The 19068-nt window shown below is 60.8% G+C and carries 20 protein-coding genes; 16 read left to right on the forward strand and 4 right to left on the reverse strand.

Going from position 1 to position 19068, the window contains the following annotated elements:
* The first annotated feature begins 133 nt into the window (after window positions 1-133).
* Both kdsA and ACZ5IL_RS11665 read left to right on the forward strand, forming a co-directional pair.
* Window positions 134-997: a 3-deoxy-8-phosphooctulonate synthase gene (gene kdsA, locus ACZ5IL_RS11660; RefSeq protein ID WP_464591561.1), complete on the forward strand. Its 864-nt coding sequence runs from the start codon at window positions 134-136 to the stop codon at window positions 995-997.
* Window positions 994-2205 carry an MFS transporter gene (locus ACZ5IL_RS11665; protein ID WP_464591563.1) on the forward strand — a complete coding sequence of 404 codons (1212 nt, stop codon included), beginning with the start codon at window positions 994-996 and terminating at the stop codon, window positions 2203-2205. Before kdsA ends, ACZ5IL_RS11665 begins: the two co-directional genes overlap by 4 nt.
* Before the next feature lie 17 nt (window positions 2206-2222).
* Here the strand turns inward: ACZ5IL_RS11665 and queF are convergent, their stop codons facing one another.
* Window positions 2223-2699 (reverse strand): preQ(1) synthase, encoded by a 477-nt coding sequence (queF, locus tag ACZ5IL_RS11670; RefSeq protein ID WP_464591565.1) that lies wholly within the window; start codon window positions 2697-2699, stop codon window positions 2223-2225.
* A gap of 212 nt (window positions 2700-2911) precedes the next feature.
* Between queF and eno the strand changes: the two genes are divergently transcribed.
* Window positions 2912-4195 (forward strand): phosphopyruvate hydratase, encoded by a 1284-nt coding sequence (gene eno, locus ACZ5IL_RS11675; RefSeq protein WP_464591567.1) that lies wholly within the window; start codon window positions 2912-2914, stop codon window positions 4193-4195.
* 100 nt (window positions 4196-4295) lie between these two features.
* On the opposite strand, the gene ACZ5IL_RS11680 is transcribed toward eno, so the two are convergent.
* A complete protein-coding gene (locus ACZ5IL_RS11680; protein ID WP_464591569.1) occupies window positions 4296-4973 on the reverse strand; it encodes a thioesterase domain-containing protein in 678 nt (225 codons plus the stop codon).
* A 221-nt stretch (window positions 4974-5194) separates the two neighbouring features.
* Here ACZ5IL_RS11680 and ACZ5IL_RS11685 point away from each other — a divergent pair, with 221 nt between their 5' ends.
* From ACZ5IL_RS11685 to ACZ5IL_RS11740, 12 genes are all read left to right on the forward strand, one after another.
* Window positions 5195-6448, forward strand: a complete 1254-nt coding sequence (locus ACZ5IL_RS11685) for a hypothetical protein (RefSeq protein WP_464591571.1) — start codon at window positions 5195-5197, stop codon at window positions 6446-6448.
* A 15-nt stretch (window positions 6449-6463) separates the two neighbouring features.
* Window positions 6464-7051 carry a protein-S-isoprenylcysteine O-methyltransferase gene (locus ACZ5IL_RS11690; protein WP_464591573.1) on the forward strand — a complete coding sequence of 196 codons (588 nt, stop codon included), beginning with the start codon at window positions 6464-6466 and terminating at the stop codon, window positions 7049-7051.
* Between the two features lie 130 nt (window positions 7052-7181).
* Window positions 7182-7739, forward strand: a complete 558-nt coding sequence (locus ACZ5IL_RS11695) for an NADPH-dependent FMN reductase (protein ID WP_464591575.1) — start codon at window positions 7182-7184, stop codon at window positions 7737-7739.
* Between the two features lie 61 nt (window positions 7740-7800).
* The gene (locus tag ACZ5IL_RS11700) at window positions 7801-8118 is read left to right on the forward strand and encodes an FtsB family cell division protein (protein WP_079446982.1); all 318 of its coding nucleotides are present in this window, start codon (window positions 7801-7803) and stop codon (window positions 8116-8118) included.
* A gap of 189 nt (window positions 8119-8307) precedes the next feature.
* A complete protein-coding gene (pdhA, locus tag ACZ5IL_RS11705; RefSeq protein ID WP_464591578.1) occupies window positions 8308-9330 on the forward strand; it encodes a pyruvate dehydrogenase (acetyl-transferring) E1 component subunit alpha in 1023 nt (340 codons plus the stop codon).
* Between the two features lie 26 nt (window positions 9331-9356).
* Window positions 9357-10778, forward strand: coding sequence for a pyruvate dehydrogenase complex E1 component subunit beta (locus ACZ5IL_RS11710; RefSeq protein WP_464591580.1), 1422 nt, complete (start codon window positions 9357-9359; stop codon window positions 10776-10778).
* A gap of 12 nt (window positions 10779-10790) precedes the next feature.
* Window positions 10791-12158 (forward strand): pyruvate dehydrogenase complex dihydrolipoamide acetyltransferase, encoded by a 1368-nt coding sequence (locus ACZ5IL_RS11715; RefSeq protein ID WP_464591582.1) that lies wholly within the window; start codon window positions 10791-10793, stop codon window positions 12156-12158.
* A gap of 19 nt (window positions 12159-12177) precedes the next feature.
* Window positions 12178-12507, forward strand: a complete 330-nt coding sequence (locus tag ACZ5IL_RS11720; protein ID WP_464591584.1) for a hypothetical protein — start codon at window positions 12178-12180, stop codon at window positions 12505-12507.
* A 28-nt stretch (window positions 12508-12535) separates the two neighbouring features.
* Window positions 12536-13501, forward strand: a complete 966-nt coding sequence (locus ACZ5IL_RS11725; RefSeq protein ID WP_464591586.1) for an OmpA family protein — start codon at window positions 12536-12538, stop codon at window positions 13499-13501.
* 18 nt (window positions 13502-13519) lie between these two features.
* On the forward strand, window positions 13520-14941 hold the full coding sequence (gene lpdA / locus ACZ5IL_RS11730; RefSeq protein ID WP_464591588.1) for a dihydrolipoyl dehydrogenase: 1422 nt from the start codon (window positions 13520-13522) through the stop codon (window positions 14939-14941).
* A gap of 321 nt (window positions 14942-15262) precedes the next feature.
* Window positions 15263-15619 (forward strand): hypothetical protein, encoded by a 357-nt coding sequence (locus ACZ5IL_RS11735; RefSeq protein ID WP_464591590.1) that lies wholly within the window; start codon window positions 15263-15265, stop codon window positions 15617-15619.
* Entirely contained in the window at window positions 15606-16421 is an 816-nt protein-coding gene (locus ACZ5IL_RS11740; RefSeq protein WP_464591592.1) for a tetratricopeptide repeat protein, read from the forward strand. The genes ACZ5IL_RS11735 and ACZ5IL_RS11740 overlap by 14 nt, the downstream gene beginning before the upstream one ends.
* Before the next feature lie 64 nt (window positions 16422-16485).
* Here ACZ5IL_RS11740 and xth read toward each other — a convergent pair whose 3' ends face one another.
* Both xth and erpA read right to left on the reverse strand, forming a co-directional pair.
* Window positions 16486-17286, reverse strand: a complete 801-nt coding sequence (xth, locus tag ACZ5IL_RS11745; protein ID WP_464591594.1) for an exodeoxyribonuclease III — start codon at window positions 17284-17286, stop codon at window positions 16486-16488.
* A 100-nt stretch (window positions 17287-17386) separates the two neighbouring features.
* The gene (gene erpA / locus ACZ5IL_RS11750; RefSeq protein WP_309772763.1) at window positions 17387-17719 is read right to left on the reverse strand and encodes an iron-sulfur cluster insertion protein ErpA; all 333 of its coding nucleotides are present in this window, start codon (window positions 17717-17719) and stop codon (window positions 17387-17389) included.
* A 110-nt stretch (window positions 17720-17829) separates the two neighbouring features.
* Between erpA and ACZ5IL_RS11755 the strand changes: the two genes are divergently transcribed.
* Window positions 17830-19044: a deoxyguanosinetriphosphate triphosphohydrolase gene (locus tag ACZ5IL_RS11755; RefSeq protein ID WP_464591597.1), complete on the forward strand. Its 1215-nt coding sequence runs from the start codon at window positions 17830-17832 to the stop codon at window positions 19042-19044.
* The last annotated feature ends 24 nt before the right edge of the window (window positions 19045-19068 follow it).

The following is a 19068-nucleotide window of genomic DNA, read 5'->3' on the forward strand; positions in this document are numbered from 1 at the left end:
TCCGGGGCAATGCCGCAAAGCTTATCAAACCGGTCCCGAGGAGGCTATGCTTCGCGCGCACGCTCGCATTCCGCGCATGCGGGTTGATCCCGCCGCTGCGGCCCGGCATGGTCCGCCGACAAAGGAATTCACCTTGAACCAGTCCGTCTCCGCAGCGCCCGTCGTCTCCGTCGGCTCCGTAACTTTCGGCCAGGACCTGCCCCTGTCGATCATCGCCGGTCCGTGCCAGATGGAAAGCCGGGCTCACGCAGTCGAGGTGGCCGGCGCGCTGAAGGAAATCGCCGCGCGGCTGAACATCGGCCTTGTCTTTAAGTCCTCGTTCGATAAGGCCAACCGCACCAGCGCTTCGGGCGCGCGCGGGATCGGGTTGAAGCAGGCGCTGCCGGTTTTCGCAGAGATTCGATCGTCGCTCGGATTGCCTGTGCTGACCGATGTCCATGAGGCAGCCCAATGCGCCGAGGTCGCGCAGGCGGTCGATGTGTTGCAGATACCCGCATTCCTGTGCCGGCAGACTGACCTTTTGCTGGCGGTGGCGGCGACCGGCAAGGTCGTCAATGTCAAGAAGGGGCAATTTCTGGCGCCATGGGATATGGGAAACGTGGTGGCCAAGATCACCGGAGGCGGCAACCGCAATGTGCTGGTGACCGAGCGCGGCGCATCGTTCGGCTACAATACGCTGGTGTCCGATATGCGCGCGCTGCCAATCCTTGCGCGCACCACCGGCGCGCCCATCATCTTCGATGCGACTCATTCCGTGCAGCAGCCGGGCGGCAAGGGCACCTCGTCCGGTGGTGAGCGCGAATTCGTGCCGGTGCTGGCGCGTGCGGCGGTCGCGGTCGGCGTCGCCGGCGTGTTCATCGAGACCCATCCAGATCCCGATCATGCGCCGTCGGATGGCCCCAACATGGTGCCGCTGCGTGAGTTCGAGGCGTTGGTGCGAAGGCTGATGGCGTTTGATGCGCTGGCGAAGGCGACCGATCCGGCCCGCCCGAAATGACATCGGTGCCCCCGGCAGCGGCCGAAAAGCACAGACTGCCGCCGCTGCTCAATATCATTGCTCTGGCCACCTTCGCGGCGAGCCTGTCGACGCGTGCGATGGATCCGGTGTTGCCGCATGTCGCCGACGATTTGTCGGTGACGGTCGCCACCGCCGCCGGCCTCTCGGCGGTCACCGCATTTTCGTTTGCAGTCGTGCAGCCGCTGATCGGCGCTGCAGCCGATATCTTCGGCAAGGGGCGGCTGATGCTGATGTGCCTGGTGCTGCTCGGCATTTCGAACGTCGCCGGCGCATTGTGCTCGTCCTACAGCGCGCTGTTCGCGACGCGCGTCTTTGCGGGGATAGCATCGGGCGGTGTTTTCCCGGTCGCGCTCGGCATGGCGAGCGACCTGGTGCCGGTGCCACAGCGCCAGGTGGCGATCGGCCGGACCATCGCGGGTACGATGGGAGGCAACCTGCTGGGCGCCTCGTTTTCCGGCGTGATTGGCGATCTCGTCGGCTGGCGCGGCGTGCTTGTCGTGCTCGGAGCGCTGGTTCTTGCGGCCTCGATTGCTGTTGGGCTTGGATTTCACCGCGGCGACGCGATCGCAACCTCGCGGCGGATGAAGTTTGCCGATCTGCGGCAGGGTTATCGGCAGATCTTCAGCAATTCCAACGCCAAGGTCTGCTACTCTGCTGTTTTCATCGAAGGCTGCTGCGTACTTGGACTGTTTCCCTACGTCGCGGCGTTTCTGTTCGAACTCGGTGAAACCCGGCTTTCGATCGCGGGCATCGTTATCGCCGGATTTGCCGTCGGCGGCCTGTTCTACACCATGACGATATCGCAGTTCCTGTCGCTGCTCGGCGTACGCGGCCTGATGATATCAGGCGCAATGATGGTGGCGGCGCAACTTGTCGCGGTGGCCTTCGGTCCGGACTGGCGTATCCAGATGCTCAGCTTCATCCTGATGGGTTGGGGCTTCTACATGCTGCACGGCTGCCTGCAGGTGTTCGCCAGCGAATTATCCGAGCAGGCGCGGGCGACGGCGTTATCGCTGCATTCGTTCTTCTTTTACATGGGGCAGACTGCCGGTCCGATCGCCTATGGCGTGAGCCTTTCCTGGACCGGAAAATTTCCCACGCTTGCCGCGAACGCCGTCGTCATCGCAATTCTCGGGTTGGCTTGTGCGGGGCTACTGACCGGCAGGGTCGCCTCACGCGCGCGCTAAAGAATCTCGGTCCGCGCTCAACCTCGGCCTCGGTAGGACCGGACGGCCTGATCGGGAATCCAGACGCCCTTCGGCGCCGTGCCTGTCTGCCAGAATACGTCGATGGGAATGCCGCCGCGCGGAAACCAGTAGCCGCCGATACGCAGCCATTTCGGCCTGACCGCGCCGACGATGCGCTTGCCGATTGCCACCGTGCAGTCCTCGTGGAAGGCCCCGTGATTGCGAAAACTGGCGAGATAGAGCTTGAGCGATTTCGACTCCAGCAGCCAGGACCCCGGCACATAATCGATTACCAAATGCGCAAAATCCGGCTGACCGGTGACCGGGCACAGCGCGGTAAACTCCGGCACCGTGAACCGCGCGACATAGTTGGTGCCCTTCTGTGGATTAGGCACGCGGTCGAGTTTTGCCTTCTCCGGAGAATCAGGCCACGCCACGGCGCGGCCGAGTTGCAAAGGAGACGATTTTGGCGAAGAGAGGAGCTTTCCTGGCATGATCATCTCTGTCAAAGCGGGAGCAGCGGAAGTGGAGCCGGTTTTGCATCGATTACGCTGCAAATAGATTTATTCGCGCAAATCTTTTCGCGAATCTCTGCTGATAGCCAATCCTGACGGGCTCGTCACGAGGGCGTCACGATTCACGGCCTTTCCCGCCCCCAAGCATTGCTGTAGAAGCAGCGCAAAATCTAGTGATTCAAGAGGTTCTTATGACTGCCATCGTCGACATCATCGGCCGCGAAATTCTCGACAGCCGCGGCAATCCGACCGTTGAGGTCGATGTGGTGCTCGAAGATGGAGCGATGGGACGGGCCGCGGTGCCCTCCGGTGCCTCTACTGGCGCTTATGAGGCGGTCGAACTGCGTGACGACGACAAGAGCCGCTATCAGGGCAAGGGCGTACGGAAAGCGGTCGACGCTGTGAACGGCGAGATTTTCGATGCGATCGGGGGCATGGATGCCGAGCAGCAGGTGCAGATCGACGAGATCCTGATCGAGCTTGATGGGACCGCGAACAAGGGCCGGCTCGGCGCCAACGCGATTCTCGGCGTGTCGCTGGCGCTCGCCAGGGCAGCGGCGGACTCTTTGGACATACCTCTGTACCGCTATGTCGGCGGCGTCACGGCGCGAACGCTTCCGGTGCCGATGATGAATATCGTCAACGGCGGTGTGCATGCCGATAATCCGATCGACTTTCAGGAATTCATGATCATGCCGGTCGGCGCCAAAACGTTCTCGGACGCGCTGCGCTGCGGTGCCGAAATCTTTCACACATTGAGAGCCGAGCTGAAGAAGGCCGGTCACAACACCAACGTCGGCGACGAGGGTGGTTTTGCACCGGACCTGCCATCGGCCGGTGCTGCGCTCGATTTCATCATGGGTGCGATCGTCAAGGCTGGGTACAGGCCGGGCGATGACGTGGCGCTGGCGCTCGATCCGGCTTCGACTGAATTCTTCAAGGACGGCAAATATGTTTACGGAGGCGAGGGCAAGACCCGTTCGATCGAGGAACAGGCAAAATATCTCGCCAAGCTGGCCTCTGACTATCCAATCGTCTCAATCGAGGACGGTATGGCCGAGGACGATTTCGAGGGCTGGAAGATCATCACCGACATGATCGGCAAGACGTGCCAACTTGTCGGCGACGACCTGTTCGTTACCAACGTGACCCGGCTCGCCGACGGCATTCGAAATGGGCGTGCCAATTCCATTCTCATTAAGGTCAACCAGATAGGCACGTTGACCGAGACGCTTGCCGCTGTCGAGATGGCGTACAAGGCCGGCTACACTGCCGTGATGTCGCACCGCTCGGGGGAGACCGAAGACTCCACCATCGCTGACCTCGCGGTCGCCACCAATTGCGGACAGATCAAGACCGGATCGCTGTCGCGTTCGGATCGTGCCGCCAAGTACAATCAGCTACTTCGCATCGAGCAGCAACTTGGCTCGCAGGCGAGGTACGCGGGCCGTGCGACGCTGAAGGCGTTGGCATAGAGCGACTACCAGACGGAAGCGGCGGCGGACGCAGGATTTCCTTCAGAGCGAGGACTCGCGCAGCATCTCGCCGCTTGAAACGGCGAAGAGGCTGCTCCGTTTACTGCACTGGGGCTTCGGAGACATGATCGCGCTTGGCAGGTCGCTTGGCGCGATACGTACCCCGGCCGCCGACGGCCTGAAGCACGGCAGCGATCGCCTTGCGGTGGAGGGCTTCAGCCTTGTCGACGTCAAAATGGCTGTATTGCCCGCCTTCGTTGAGGTTAGACAGGCTGCCATGGAATTGCTTGCTTGCCTCGACCGGGCGTCCCCAGGCGGTGGGTACGTAGAAATTAATGATTCGTCGGACATTAGGTGGAACCCGGTCCGGCGCTGTCGGATCGAAGTTCACGATCAGCGCCACTGGAATTCTGCGCTCGTTGAGCTTGCGTGCCAGTGAGATCGTCGTATCCGCGCCGTAGGAATGGCCCATCAGGATGACGGGTTCACGGTTGCCGGCCCGAAAATTAGCGGTAATGCTGTCGGCAAGCGAGGACCAGGACGTGTAGGACACGGCGTCGGCCTTCACGCCCGCTCTCTGGAGCTTTGCGGCCAGGTCGTCCATGCCTAGCGAAAATACGTTGAACAGGCCCCGCATAAGATAAACATGACCTGGCCTGTGTGGCGCCACAGTCTGCGCGATGGCCGAATTCGCCATGAATCCGCCTAGCGCAAACAGGATAAGACCTCCGATCCCGGCACGCAGGCCGCGGCGAGCAGGCGGGCAATCAGTAGGCATCAATAAGTTCCATTTTGAATCGCTTGAAGACTCTATATTTCGCCTTCGCATTCTCCCGTCAATTGTGTGTTGCTAGAAATCCTGTGTGTTGTGATTGAAACGCCACAGATGGAGTGTTTCCAGGGAAGTATTCGAGGCCGAAGTTGGGTATCGTATTCGCAGCCTGAAAATTTGCGTCTCTCTGCTTGGCTTGAAAAGACAACGACTACGGAAGTGGCGGGATGATCGCACGGCGGCATGTCTTTCATATTGGCGGATACGATCCAATTTCGCCGGAGCAGCAGCATCGTCGCTGTGAGCGATCACTGTCGGTGTTTCAACGCACGTGGGGCGTGAGGGCCGAAATCGTGAGCGCGATCGAGGCGACGCCGGTTAGCGCGTCCTGGGACATCGAGGCGTCCGGACCCAACTGGAACACGCGCACGTCCTATGAAATGTTGCGATGGGACGACTTGATCCTTGAGGATCACACGCGAGGCATGTGGTCGCGCCTCGTGCAGAGCCTCGTCACGCTGGCTGACTTTATCCTAACCGGCACACTGTTTCGTTTCATGTATGCAAGCTGGAAATATGCCGGCTTCTTTCTGTTTCCGTATCTGTATGTTGCAGGGTTCGCCGCGTGCGGCGCGGGCATCGGATACGGCCTGGTTCGACTAGCGGGTGTGACCGGGTTTGCAGCAGTCCTGCTGACGGCAGCGGTGACCGTGGGCGTGACGGCAGGTTTGCTGCACCTATTAGGCTGGCGATGGCCGATCAATCATGTGTTCGACGATTGGATCTTCTCGCGAGAGTTCGTCTACGGCCGGCGGCCGCGCATGGATGCCCGGATCGATCAGTTTGCGGGGCGAATCCTCGACCGGGTCCGCAACTCCAATGTCAACGAGATCGTCATCGTCGGCCATTGCCTCGGTGCCGCGCTGGTCATGGATTCGGTCGCGCGAGCGCTCAAGCGCGATCCTGAACTTGCCCGGTGCGGTCCTTCGCTGTGCATCTTGACCGTCGGCGCCACGATTCCGAAATTCTCACTGCATTCGCACGGTGGGCGCATTCGTGAGGCCACGCAAACCGTCGCCGACGAGCGCCGAATCCGCTGGACCGAATATCATGCTCGCGATGACGCCATCAGTTTCTATCGCTTCGATCCGGTGACATTGAAGCGCGTCAGCCGCGAGCGCTCCGACGGACGTCCGAACATCCGGCGCGTGCAGTTGCACGACATGATGGACAAGGCTAGCTTCCGGCGTCACCGGTTCAACTTCATGGTGTTGCACTACAAGTTCTTGATGGGAAACAGCGTGCGCGCCCACTACGACCATTGCCTCATCGTCTGCGGTCCGCTGTCGTTCGACGAGATCACGGCGCCGCGCGGCGGTGTCGACCGTTTCGGAGAGGACGGCGCGCTTCTGATGCGCGCGTCATCCGAGGTGACCGTGGCCACGACCAGGCTGGCGGGCGCCGCCGTCGGCGCTGCGTAAGCGCGGCGGCGGCTGATGTCTTCGATCTCTCCAGGGCAGACGATATGGCTTATCGGCCTCGTCGCCTGGTTTATCATCCGCTATCCCTACGCCAGGCGGGCGCGGGGCACTGCGACGTTGCGGCGCGATGGTACTTGGCGAGAGCGCGTGCTTCTGGCGGCGTCTTTTGTCGGACTGTTTGCCATTCCGATGGTCAATCTCGCGACGGGATGGCCGCGCGCTTGCGCCTACGATCCGGGTTATGGTCTCGTTGTGCTCGGCAGCGTATTGTTTGCCTTCTCGCTCTGGCTGTTCCGCCGGTCACACAAGGATCTCGGTCGGCAATGGTCGGCCTCGCTCGAGGTGCGTGAGGGGCATCGGGTCGTTCGCACCGGTGTGTACCGGACGATCCGTCATCCGATGTATGCGTCGTTCTGGCTGTGGGCGATCGCGCAGGCCTGCTTGCTGCCGAACGTCGTCGCCGCCTTCAGCGGCATCGTCGCTGTGGCGGTGCTGTTTTTCGCGCGTGTGCGCTTCGAGGAGCGGATGATGATCGAGATGTTCGGGGAAGACTATCGCCGCTATATGCAGCAAACACACCGTATCATTCCCGGCGTGTATTGACCGGAGGTCGAAGGCCCGGCCAAGTTCCTTGATGATTAAGTCTCTCGCAAGAGACTGAGCTTTTCAGCTTCTCCGCATCGCCAGGTTGTAATCGAGCCGGTGTGAGTGCTGCACAACTATAGGATTTTCGATGGCATCCCAATCCAGCACCGCCGTCATCGTCGGCAGCCTTCGCAAAGAGTCGTTTTCGCTGAAAATAGCCAAGGCTTTGACGACGCTCGCGCCGCCTTCGCTCCAGCTTGACGTCATCACGCTGAATGGATTGTCATTCTACAATCAGGATCTGGAAGCGACGCCGCCGGCTGACTGGGTGAGCTTTCGTGATCGCGTCAGGAAAACTGACGCTGTCCTGTTCGTGACGCCCGAATACAATCGATCCGTTCCCGGCGTGTTGAAAAATGCCATCGACGTCGGATCTCGTCCCTACGGGCAGGGCGTTTTCAACGGCAAGCCGGGCGGGGTTATTAGCAATTCGCCGGGTGCCATTGGTGGTTTCGGCGCCAATCATCATCTGCGCCAGTCGCTGGTTTTTCTCAACGTTTCGGTTTTGCAGCAGCCGGAAGCCTATATTGGCGGTATCGGTGATGCGTTCGATGAGAAGGGAGATCTCGTCAAGGCATCACTGCGCGAGTTCCTCGCAGCCTATGTCAACGCTTTCGCCGCCTGGGTAGCCCAGCATAAAAAATAGCAACTTGGGCGACCCCTGGTTGTTAGCGAAGCATTAACCGGACGACCGCATCGTCGATGCCATGGTTTCACGCTCACGACTCATATCGCTGCTCACCGGCCTTGCTCTCTATGCGATGGCCGCAATGATCGTCGGCTATTTCGGCGTTAACGCCTATATCGGCAAGTACGGGCTGAATGCGCGGCAGGAGCTCGATCAGGAGATCGTTGCGCTGACGTCCGAACTGGAGCGGCTGAAGGCGGAGCGCGCAGAGGGCGAGAAGCGGGTTGCGCTTTTAAGGTCCAGCGGAATCGACCCCGACATGCTCGATGAGCGCGTCCGTTATCAGCTCGACTACGCCAATCCGCGCGATCTGATTCAGATCATCCGCCAGAAATAGGAACGCCGTTGGGAGCGCATTGCTCGCGGTATTCTATCCTTTTCGCAAAGGGCTTTTGTCTAATTTCAAAAACCGCTGATTTTCGGTCACGGAATTTCGCGACGTATTGAACATCGGCAAGATCACGCGCTTTCAAGGTTGCCTGACTTGGGCTAGAGAGGGTGATCCTTTCTCGCATCCGGAATTGCCATGGTCGCATCCAAGAAGAGCGTCACGCAGGTGGTAGGCAACGGCTCGACGAGCCAGCCGCCCCCCTCGTTCACGCGCGAGCAAGACCTTCACGCGTTACGCGAAATGCTGCTGATCCGCCGTTTCGAGGAAAAAGCCGGCCAGCTCTACGGAATGGGCGCGATCGGCGGCTTTTGTCACCTTTACATCGGCCAGGAGGCGATCGTCGTCGGAATGCAGATGTCGCTCGAGGAGGGCGATCAGGTCATAACGGGCTATCGCGATCATGGGCACATGCTGGCCTGCGGCATGGACGCCAAGGGTGTGATGGCCGAACTGACCGGGCGGCGCGGCGGCTATTCCAAGGGCAAGGGCGGCTCCATGCACATGTTCAGCAAGGAGAAGCGTTTCTACGGCGGCCACGGCATCGTCGGCGCGCAGGTGTCGCTCGGAACTGGCCTCGCCTTCGCCAACCGTTATCGCGGCAACGATCGCGTCAGTCTCACCTATTTTGGGGATGGGGCGGCCAATCAGGGCCAGGTCTACGAGAGCTTCAATATGGCGCAGCTCTGGAAACTTCCGGTGGTCTACATCATCGAAAACAACCGGTACGCAATGGGCACGTCCGTGACGCGCTCGTCGGCGCAGACAGATTTTTCCAGGCGCGGCGTGTCCTTTAACATTCCCGGCGAGCAGGTGGACGGCATGGATGTCCGCGCCGTAAAAGCGGCAGGCGACAAGGCTGTGAAATGGTGCCGCGAGGGTAACGGTCCCTACATCCTGGAAATGCAGACCTACCGTTATCGCGGTCACTCGATGTCAGATCCGGCGAAGTATCGTACGCGCGAGGAGGTCGATAAGGTTCGGCACGATCAGGATCCGATCGAACAGGTCCGCAACCGGCTGCTGGCGGCCAAGCTACCCGAGGACGATCTGAAGAAGATCGACGCGGAAGCGCGCGAGATAGTCAATACGGCCGCGGACTTCGCGCAAAACGATCCAGAGCCCGACGCGTCCGAGCTTTACACCGATATTTATCGCTGAGCGCGCAAGCCTTTTTCGGAGCGATCATGCCAATCCAAGTTCTGATGCCCGCGCTTTCTCCGACCATGGAGAAAGGCAACCTCGCCAAGTGGCTGAAGAGGGAAGGCGAGACGATCAAGTCTGGCGACGTCATCGCGGAGATCGAGACCGACAAGGCGACCATGGAAGTCGAGGCGACCGACGAGGGCACGCTTGGCAAGATACTCGTTCCCGAAGGAACCGCGGACGTGGCGGTAAACACGCCGATCGCCACCATTCTTGCCGATGGCGAGAGCGCGGCCGATCTGGGCAAGATCGAAGCGAAGGCTTCAAAAAAATCGGCCACTTCCGTCCAGAACGTTTCGAACGAAGTTGCGGAATCCCGTTCGCCGGTTGGCGAGGGCAAGCCGATGATCTCGGACCCGCAACGGACTGCCGGACCGGCGATGGAGATTCCAGAGGATCCCGACATTCCTGCCGGCACCGAGATGGTGACCATGACCATCCGCGAGGCGCTACGCGACGCCATGGCCGAGGAGATGCGCCGCGATGACAACGTCTTTTTGTTGGGGGAAGAGGTCGCCGAATATCAAGGCGCCTACAAGGTGTCGCAGGGTCTCTTGCAGGAATTCGGCGCGCGGCGGGTGATCGACGCGCCGATCACCGAGCACGGTTTTGCCGGCGTCGGCGTCGGCGCTGCGATGGCGGGATTGAGACCGATCGTCGAGTTCATGACCTTCAACTTCGCGATGCAGGCGATCGACCAGATCATCAATTCGGCTGCCAAGACGCTTTACATGTCCGGCGGACAGATGGGCTGCGGAATTGTGTTCCGTGGCCCCAACGGTGCCGCGTCGCGCGTCGCGGCCCAGCATAGTCAGGACTATTCGGCGTGGTACTCGCAAATCCCGGGCCTCAAGGTGGTCGCGCCGTATTCCGCCGCCGACTACAAAGGACTTTTGAAAGCCGCGATCCGCGATCCCAATCCGGTGATCTTCCTCGAGAACGAAATCTTATATGGACACACCGGTCCGGTGCCGAAACTCGACGACTATGTGCTGCCGATCGGCAAGGCGCGGATCGCGCGTGCCGGCCAGCACGTCACGCTGGTCTCGTGGTCGAACGGTATGACCTACGCATTGAAGGCCGCGGATGAACTCGCCAAGGAGGGCATCGAGGCCGAAGTCGTCGACTTGCGTACGCTGCGCCCGATGGACACCGAAACAATCGTGGCATCGGTGCGGAAGACCGGCCGCGCGGTGACCGTGGAGGAGGGCTGGCAGCAATCTGGCGTTGGCGCCGAGATTGTCGCGCGCATCATGGAGCACGCATTCGATTATCTCGATGCGCCGGTGACGCGCGTTTCGGGCAGGGACGTGCCAATGCCATATGCGGCCAACCTCGAAAAGCTGGCGCTGCCGTCGGTGGCTGAAGTCGTCGCGGCGGCCAAGGCCGTTTGTTATCGGTGAGCGGGGTCAGTCATGCCGATTAACATCCTGATGCCCGCGCTGTCGCCGACGATGGAAAAGGGTAATCTCGCCAAGTGGCTCAAGAAGGAGGGCGACAAGGTCAGGTCCGGTGACGTCATTGCCGAGATCGAGACCGACAAGGCGACCATGGAAGTCGAGGCGGTGGACGAGGGCACCATCGCAAAAATCCTGGTGCCGGAAGGCACGCAGGACGTGCCAGTCAACAACGTGATCGCGGTGCTCGCCAGTGACGGCGAGGACGTGAAGGCCGCCGCCAGCGGTGCGTCTTCGAAAGGTGAGCCGAAGGCCGAAGCAAAAGCAGAATCCAAAGCAGACACGAAAGCTGTTAGCGAAGGTGCGACTCGAATCGCCGACCTTTCCTCCGGTGCGCCCGCGCCTAAGCCTGCATCGTCAGGAGTGCAAGCAGCGCCTGCGTCTGCCGCGAACGGTCACGCCCGCATCTTCTCCTCGCCGTTGGCGCGGCGGCTCGCAAGCGAAGCCGGCATCGACCTGGCGCGCATCGAAGGCAGCGGCCCGCATGGACGTGTCGTCGCGCGCGACGTGGAGCAGGCGAAAGCCGGCAAGGGCCTGAAGGCGTCGGCGACCGCACCAGCAGGTGCGCCTTCAATCGCGCCTTCGATGTCGGACAAGCAAATTCTGTCGCTGTTCGAGGACGGCTCCTACGAACTCGTCCCGCATGACAACATGCGCCGCACGATCGCGCAGCGCCTGACCGCTTCGATCCAGAACGTTCCGCACTTCTATCTGACGATGGACTGCGACATCGGACGGCTGCTGTCCGCGCGCGAGGACATCAACGCGTCGGCGCCGAAGGACAAGGAGAAGAAGCCGCTCTACAAGCTCTCGGTCAACGACTTCGTCATCAAGGCGATGGCGGTGGCGCTGCAACGCGTGCCGAACGCCAATGTCAGCTGGACCGAAGGCGGTATGCTGAAACACAAGCATTCCGATGTCGGCGTCGCCGTTGCGATGCCGGGTGGGTTGATCACGCCGATCATCCGCAAGGCGGAAACAAAGTCGCTTTCTGCGATCTCGTCCGAAATGAAGGACTTCGCCGCGCGGGCGCGGGCGCGAAAGCTCAAGCCCGAGGAATATCAGGGCGGCACGACGGCGGTCTCGAACCTCGGCATGTACGGCATCAAGGATTTCACCGCCGTCATCAACCCGCCGCACGCCACCATCCTCGCGGTCGGCGCCAGCGAGGAGCGCGCAGTCGTGCGGGGCGGCAAGATCGAAGCCGCGCACATCATGAGCGTGACGCTGTCCTGCGATCACCGCGCGGTCGACGGCGCGCTCGGCGCGGAACTGATCGGTGCGTTCAGGACGCTGATCGAGAACCCCGTGATGATGATGGTGTGAGCGCGCCGGCAAACTTTCGATGACCATCGGAAAATCCCTCGCAGTTGCAGTGCTGATGGCATGTTTTTGCATCGGTGCGACGGGTTTGGTGCGCGCTGAATTGCCACCGCAGTTCACAGTGTGGCAGAACTTTGCGGCGATCGTTGCGATGCGTGATATTCCCGAGCGCCTCGGCACGGTCGATCGTATCGAGCGGATTGGCGTGGGTCGTTTCAATATTCACGGCGGCAATTGCGCGATCCTCGCCACGGTGGTGCGTGAGCCCGCGAAGAGTCCCGACGGGAGACCGATACCAGGACCATCGCGGATCGTTCGGGTCGATCTCGGCGAGAAGCAGTGCAAGTCGTAAACTTGACAGAGCGTGTGAAGGAAAAAAGATGCGGACCTTCCTGATGTCTCTTGGTGTGGTTCTGGTCGCGGCGTCCGCGCAAGCAGCGGACATCAAGGACGGCAAGGATCATCCGTTGCTGCCGCGATATGACGGCTCGGAGATCATCCGTTACAAGCAGGAGGCGTTCACCGACTACAAGCTCGCGATCGCGCCGATAAAAAGTCCCGGCGGCAAGGACAAGAACGCGAATTCCGTGACTCCGCTGGAGGGTAAGTTCACGCAGATCTCCTACAAGATGCCGGAAGGCCGCGCGGCAACGGAGGTGTTCCGCAACTACGAGCAGGCGATCAAGAAAGCCGGCTTCGAGACGCTCTTCACTTGCGAGCGCGAGGCATGCGGTGGCCGAAACTTCAGCCTCGCCATCGCCGGCGACCCGCTCTACATGCTGTTCGGGGACCAGCAGGCCGACCAGCGCTACATCGCCGCGCGGCTCAAACGGGCCGAAGGCGACGTCTACGCCTCGCTCTATGTCATCATGCACCGCTCGGGCGGTGGACCGCTCAAGGACCGTGCACTGGCGCTTCTCGAAATCACCGAAGTCAAGCCAATGGAGGAGCGGATGGTGGTGGTGGATTCGTCCGCCATGCAGCGTGATATCATCGCACAGGGACGTGTCGCGGTTCATGGCATCCTGTTCGACTTCGACAAAGACACCATGCGCTCCGATTCGAAGCCGCAGATCGAAGAGATCGCCAAGCTCTTAAATGAACAGCCCAATATGAAGGTGCTGATTGTCGGGCATACCGATTCCAAGGGAGCGCTCGACTACAACCGCGACCTGTCGTATCGCCGCGCACGATCCATTGTTGAGACTCTTAGCCGCGACTATGGCGTCGTCGCGGCGCGTCTGACCCCACTTGGAGTCGGGATGGCTGCCCCGATGGCGACCAACCGCACCGAAGAAGGTCGTGCGCTGAACCGGCGGGTCGAGCTGGTAGATGCCACGAATTGAGGACAGAAAGCAGAAGCCATGCCTGATACCTCCTTCGACATCGTCATCATTGGCTCCGGTCCGGGCGGTTACGTCACCGCGATCCGTGCCGCCCAGCTTGGATTCAAGACTGCAATTGTCGAGAAGCAACATCTCGGCGGCATCTGCCTGAACTGGGGCTGCATTCCGACCAAGGCGCTGCTGCGCTCGGCGGAAATCTATCACTACATGCAGCACGCCAAGGATTACGGCTTGTCGGCGGAGAAGGTCAGCTACGATCCGAAGGCTGTAGTGCAGCGCTCGCGCGGCGTATCCAAGCGCCTCAACGAGGGCGTCGGCTTCCTGATGAAGAAGAACAAAATCACCGTGATCTGGGGCGATGCATCCATCGATGCACCCGGAAAGATCACGGTGAAGGCCGGCAGCGCCGATGCCCCGAAGGGCGTGCTGGGTGCGGGCAGCTATCAGGCCAAGCACATCATCGTCGCGACCGGGGCGCGGCCGCGCGTGCTGCCGGGGCTGGAAGGCGACAAGAAGCTGGTCTGGACCTATTTCGAGGCGATGGTGCCCGATCGCGTGCCGAAGTCGCTGCTCGTCGTCGGCTCCGGCGCGATCGGCATCGAGTTCGCCTCATTCTTCCGCACCATGGGGGCCGAGGTCACAGTTGTGGAGGTGCTGCCGCAGATCCTCCCCGTGGAGGATGCCGAGATCGCCGGCCTTGCCCGCAAGCAGTTCGAGAAGCAGGGCATCAAGATCATGACCGGCGCCAAGGTGACCAAGCTCGACAGGAAGGCGGACAGCGTCGTCGCCACCATTGACGCAGGCGATGGCAAGCCGGTTACCGCCGAGTTCGAGCGGGTGATTTCGGCGGTCGGCGTGGTCGGCAATATCGAAAATCTCGGATTGGAAAAGCTCGGCGTGAAAACTGATCGTGGCTGCATCGTGATCGACGGCTATGGCAGGACCAACGTACCTGGCATTTATGCGATCGGCGATGTCGCGGGACCGCCGATGCTGGCGCACAAGGCCGAGCACGAGGGGGTTATCTGCATCGAAACCATTAAGGGGCTGAAAACGCACCCAATGGATAAGCTGCTAATCCCGGGTTGCACATATTGTCACCCGCAAATCGCGTCCGTCGGCCTGACCGAAGCCAAGGCCAAGGAGGCGGGCAAGGATATCCGTGTCGGCCGCTTCCCGTTCGCAGGCAACGGCAAGGCCATCGCGCTGGGCGAGGATCAGGGGCTGGTGAAGGTCATTTTCGACAAGACGACTGGGCAATTGCTCGGCGCGCACATGGTCGGCGCGGAAGTCACCGAACTGATCCAGGGTTACGTGGTTGCGATGAACCTGGAGACGACCGAGCAGGAATTGATGCACACCATCTTCCCGCATCCGACGCTCTCGGAAATGATGAAGGAAGCGGTCCTCGACGCCTACGGGCGCGTGCTGAACATGTAAGAGCAATAGCGGGGTTTGGACCCCGCGCATGCTCGACTTAGCCTGCCCGGACTACCGGAAAACTGGATATTGCTCGGTCAGAATCCACGCGTGAGGGCACATGCCGCGGAGCAGCAGAGCCATGTTGCCCCGCGATAAGCGTTGTTGCCAGGTCGCAACACCAGCCGGTCATTTAACCCTACAAACAGGTGGCTCTTGCAGACGCCGCTATTTAGCCACACCCCTTGGTGAAGAATTTACTCGTCGGCTAAAGGCTGGCGCTTTTGGTGCTTTCCCGGAAGCGTCTTCAGAAAAAAGGCCGCTGGGAGGAATGGGTTCGCGATGGATGTCGAGGCGGGCATCAAGGGCAGGCTGTCGGACCGTCACGTCACGGAAGGTCATACGCGCGCGCTCGGCCGTTCGGGTTCGTATGGCGCGCGATGGATCGATTCGCTTAACTCTGCCGGGCTCGCGATCGTTGTTGGCCACGCCCGAATCTTAACGACGGTCGGCCAGCCTTCTGACGTAAATTTGATTTATGCCCGATGCTCTGACCGCAAGACCGAATGGCGGATCGGCGCGACTAATCCTACATCCGGCGAGCGCACAAAATCCGCTCGGCAGTTTGGACAAACGTTTAGCGATGCCCTGACCTGTTCGGGTGGGATGTTCGAGAAGTTGCGTTATGCGGATGGCTAGGAGTACAGCTTTAGCGTTGGCGTGGAGCGTGGCGTGCGTGAGCGCGTCGGCCTTTGCCTTCGATGGAACCGTGGCCGGACAGCAGGATGCCGCCGCGGCGCTTCCCGTGGCCGCTGCGCCGCTCGCTGCTGGTGAGACGCTGAAAAAGGCGGTGGCCCCAAGCACGTCGTTGACAGCCCTGCAGTATGCGGCCGAGGGTGGGCACCCGATTGCCCAGTGGCGGCTGGGGCGTATGTACGCCAATGGCGACGGCGTCACCCAGGACGATCTACGCGCTTTCCAGTACTTCAGCCGTATTGCCAATGCGCATGCCGAGGACAGCCCCTCGGCGCCGCAGGCCCCCGTTGTGGCCAATGCGTTTGTTGCGCTTGGACGCTATTACCTACAGGGGATTCCTAACTCGACCATCAAACGCGACGCCGAGCGCGCGCGCGAGATGTTTTCCTATGCGGCCTCCTACTTCGGCAATGCCGATGCGCAATACGATCTAGCGCGGCTTTATCTGAAAGGGGTCGGAGCTCCTCACGATGTCAAGTACGGCGCCCGTTGGCTAGGCCTTGCGGCGCAAAAGGGCCAGCATCAGGCGCAGGCGATGCTCGGCAAGATGCTGTTTGTCGGCGATCAGTTACCCCGGCAGGCTGCGCGCGGGCTGATGTGGCTGACGCTGGCACGCGATGCCGCTCAGCCGGACGAGACCTGGATCACCGAGAGTTACAATAAGGCGATTGCGAAGGCTTCGGAAGACGATCGCGCGATGGCGCTGCAGATGCTGGAGCACTGGGTGCAGGGGCGACGGGATTAGCGCGGAAGTGCGTTAGCAGTCCGCCGTACAGCTTTGAAATCTCTAAAATAAGAAGACTGCGTCGCTAAGGCTGTCCGGCGGGGTCCAGCTCCAGATCGATCCACACCGGAACATGGTCGGACGCCTTCTCCCAGCCGCGGACATGACGATCAATTCCTACTCCGCTGAGCCGGTCGCTGGCCTGCGGCGACAGCAGCAGGTGATCAATCCGCAATCCGTTGTTCTTCTGCCAGGCGCCGGCCTGATAATCCCAGAAGGTATATTCCCCCGCGGCGTCCGACACCGCTCGTAACGCGTCGGTTAGGCCCAGCCCCAGCAACGTCTGAAACGCCTGCCGTGTTTGCGGGCGAAACAAGGCATCATCGACCCATGCGGATGGATTGTACACGTCGCCCGCTGTAGGGATGACGTTGAAATCGCCAGCAAGTACGAAGGATTCTTCGCTTTTCAGCCGCTCTTTTGAATACTCAATAAGCCGCGATATCCATCTGAGTTTGTAAGGATATTTCTCGGTGTTCGGCGGATTTCCATTGGGTAAATAGAGACAGGCAATCCGGACGACCCCTTGCTTGAGTGAGACAACGCCTTCAAGGAATCGCGACTGCAGGTCGTCGTCATCGCCAGCCAGCCGAGGGCGGGTTTCATCGAACGGGAATTTCGATAGCAGCGCCACGCCATTAAAGGTCTTCTGACCGTGCGTCACCACATTGTAGCCGAGCGCCTCAATGGCTTCGCGCGGGAATTGTTCATCTACGCATTTGATTTCCTGGAGACAGACGACATCGGGCGCGGTCTCCCGCAGCCAAGCGAGAAGGTGATCCAAGCGCTGCCGGACCGAATTGACGTTCCAGGTGGCTATGCGCATGAGACGGTCCCGCGTGCGATGACCGACCTGATCGGGCAATCCCGCGCAAAGGTCTTCTTTCGGCGGAGGAGCGGGTCAAACCCGCGCATGACATGAAGGCCTAGATCGAAAAGCTGGTGCCGCAGCCGCAGGAGGCGGTAGCGTTCGGATTAACGACCCGGAACGACGCTCCGATAAGATCGTCAACGAAATCGACTTCGGACCCGCTCAGGAACGGGACGGAGGCTGGATCGACGAGCACCACTGCGGAATCTCGCGCGATCACCAGATCATCGTCGGCCTTGGCCCGTTCGATGTCGAATTTGTATTGAAAGCCCGAGCAACCGCCGCCTTCGACGCTGATGCGCAACATGGCGCCGTCACCCTCGGATTTCAGGATTTCCCCGATCCGCCGCGCCGCGCGCTCGCTGACGGTGATGTTGGTTTCTGTCATCCTGCGACTCCGTATGAGATGGCGGACATTGTCCAATATTTTGAATTACCCGCAAGCCATAGTTAAGTGCCCGGGCGACAGAATCAAACGATCGGAAGGGGGCAAGTGCCGTGGCAGTCGGAATGGCAGCTCCCCGCGCGCCTTTTGCCAGCGAGCCCGACCGCAGCCGCGGTCGGTTGTGTGACGAGTCGCCGAGCCTGACCCGCAGCGCGTTTCGGCGCGATTGCGACCGGGTGATCCATTCGACGGCGTTCCGGCGGCTGAAACACAAGACCCAGGTGTTCGTCTATCATGAGGGCGATCACTTCCGGACCCGGCTCACCCATACCCTCGAAGTGGCGCAGATCGCCCGTGCGCTGGCTCGGCAGCTCGGGCTCGATGAGGATCTGACGGAAGCGCTGGCGCTGGCGCATGATCTCGGCCATCCGCCGTTCGGTCACGCTGGCGAACGGGCGCTGGACCTTTGTCTCGGTCCGTATGGCGGCTTCGACCACAACGCGCAGACGCTGCGGATCGTAACCCTTTTGGAGCGCCGCTACCCGGATTTCGATGGCCTCAACCTGAGCTGGGAAACGCTAGAGGGGATCGTCAAGCACAACGGTCCACTGACCGATACCACGGGGCACGCCATTGGACGTTATCAGTGTCGCGGTGTTCCATTGGGCATCGTCGATTTTAACCGGACCTGCGATCTGGAGTTATGGAGCTTCGCCTCGCTCGAGGCGCAGGTTGCGGCCATTGCCGACGACATCGCCTATAACACCCATGACATCGACGATGGCCTGCGCGCCGGTTTGTTCGCTGTCGATGATCTCAAGGAAATGCCGTTAACTGCTGGAATAATCGCCGATATCACGCGCCGTCATCCGACGCTGGATCACGGCCGGCGCGGCGCCGAATTGGTGCGTGAGCTGATCTCCTATCTGATCATGGCCGTTCTGTCCGAGGCAAGCAGGCGGCTTGCCGCTACGCAGCCGCAATCGGTCGATGACGTGCGGCGGCACTCTGCGCCGCTGCTTGCCTTTCCGACGGAGGCAGCAGAGGCCGAGGCTCGGATCAAGGCGTTCCTTAAACACAGGATGTATCGCCATCCCCGCGTCGTGCGGGTGATGGAGCAGGCCGAGACCATCGTTCAGGACCTGTTTGTGCGCTACCGCAACGATCCGGCGGCGCTGCCTGCCGAATGGCTGCCGGAGAATGGCGACAACCGCGAATGCGATGCTGAAAAAGCGCGCAGGGTTGGCAATTTCATCGCCGGGATGACCGACCGGTTCGCTATCAACGAGCACAGGCGCCTTTTTGACTCGACTCCGGAATTGCGTTAGGCGGCGCGTATTCCAGGTCCACTC

The sequence above is a fragment of the Nitrobacter sp. CN101 genome, from assembly GCF_055390255.1.

What these genes read in the sequence shown, in the direction of transcription:
- ACZ5IL_RS11665 (WP_464591563.1), top strand. Translation starts at nt 994, where the DNA reads ATGACATCGGTGCCCCCGGCAGCGGCCGAAAAGCACAGACTGCCGCCG.
- queF (WP_464591565.1), bottom strand. Translation starts at nt 2,699, where the DNA reads ATGCCAGGAAAGCTCCTCTCTTCGCCAAAATCGTCTCCTTTGCAACTC.
- eno (WP_464591567.1), top strand. Translation starts at nt 2,912, where the DNA reads ATGACTGCCATCGTCGACATCATCGGCCGCGAAATTCTCGACAGCCGC.
- ACZ5IL_RS11680 (WP_464591569.1), bottom strand. Translation starts at nt 4,973, where the DNA reads ATGCCTACTGATTGCCCGCCTGCTCGCCGCGGCCTGCGTGCCGGGATC.
- ACZ5IL_RS11685 (WP_464591571.1), top strand. Translation starts at nt 5,195, where the DNA reads ATGATCGCACGGCGGCATGTCTTTCATATTGGCGGATACGATCCAATT.
- ACZ5IL_RS11690 (WP_464591573.1), top strand. Translation starts at nt 6,464, where the DNA reads ATGTCTTCGATCTCTCCAGGGCAGACGATATGGCTTATCGGCCTCGTC.
- ACZ5IL_RS11695 (WP_464591575.1), top strand. Translation starts at nt 7,182, where the DNA reads ATGGCATCCCAATCCAGCACCGCCGTCATCGTCGGCAGCCTTCGCAAA.
- ACZ5IL_RS11700 (WP_079446982.1), top strand. Translation starts at nt 7,801, where the DNA reads ATGGTTTCACGCTCACGACTCATATCGCTGCTCACCGGCCTTGCTCTC.
- pdhA (WP_464591578.1), top strand. Translation starts at nt 8,308, where the DNA reads ATGGTCGCATCCAAGAAGAGCGTCACGCAGGTGGTAGGCAACGGCTCG.
- ACZ5IL_RS11710 (WP_464591580.1), top strand. Translation starts at nt 9,357, where the DNA reads ATGCCAATCCAAGTTCTGATGCCCGCGCTTTCTCCGACCATGGAGAAA.
- ACZ5IL_RS11715 (WP_464591582.1), top strand. Translation starts at nt 10,791, where the DNA reads ATGCCGATTAACATCCTGATGCCCGCGCTGTCGCCGACGATGGAAAAG.
- ACZ5IL_RS11720 (WP_464591584.1), top strand. Translation starts at nt 12,178, where the DNA reads ATGACCATCGGAAAATCCCTCGCAGTTGCAGTGCTGATGGCATGTTTT.
- ACZ5IL_RS11725 (WP_464591586.1), top strand. Translation starts at nt 12,536, where the DNA reads ATGCGGACCTTCCTGATGTCTCTTGGTGTGGTTCTGGTCGCGGCGTCC.
- lpdA (WP_464591588.1), top strand. Translation starts at nt 13,520, where the DNA reads ATGCCTGATACCTCCTTCGACATCGTCATCATTGGCTCCGGTCCGGGC.
- ACZ5IL_RS11735 (WP_464591590.1), top strand. Translation starts at nt 15,263, where the DNA reads ATGGATGTCGAGGCGGGCATCAAGGGCAGGCTGTCGGACCGTCACGTC.
- ACZ5IL_RS11740 (WP_464591592.1), top strand. Translation starts at nt 15,606, where the DNA reads ATGCGGATGGCTAGGAGTACAGCTTTAGCGTTGGCGTGGAGCGTGGCG.
- xth (WP_464591594.1), bottom strand. Translation starts at nt 17,286, where the DNA reads ATGCGCATAGCCACCTGGAACGTCAATTCGGTCCGGCAGCGCTTGGAT.
- erpA (WP_309772763.1), bottom strand. Translation starts at nt 17,719, where the DNA reads ATGACAGAAACCAACATCACCGTCAGCGAGCGCGCGGCGCGGCGGATC.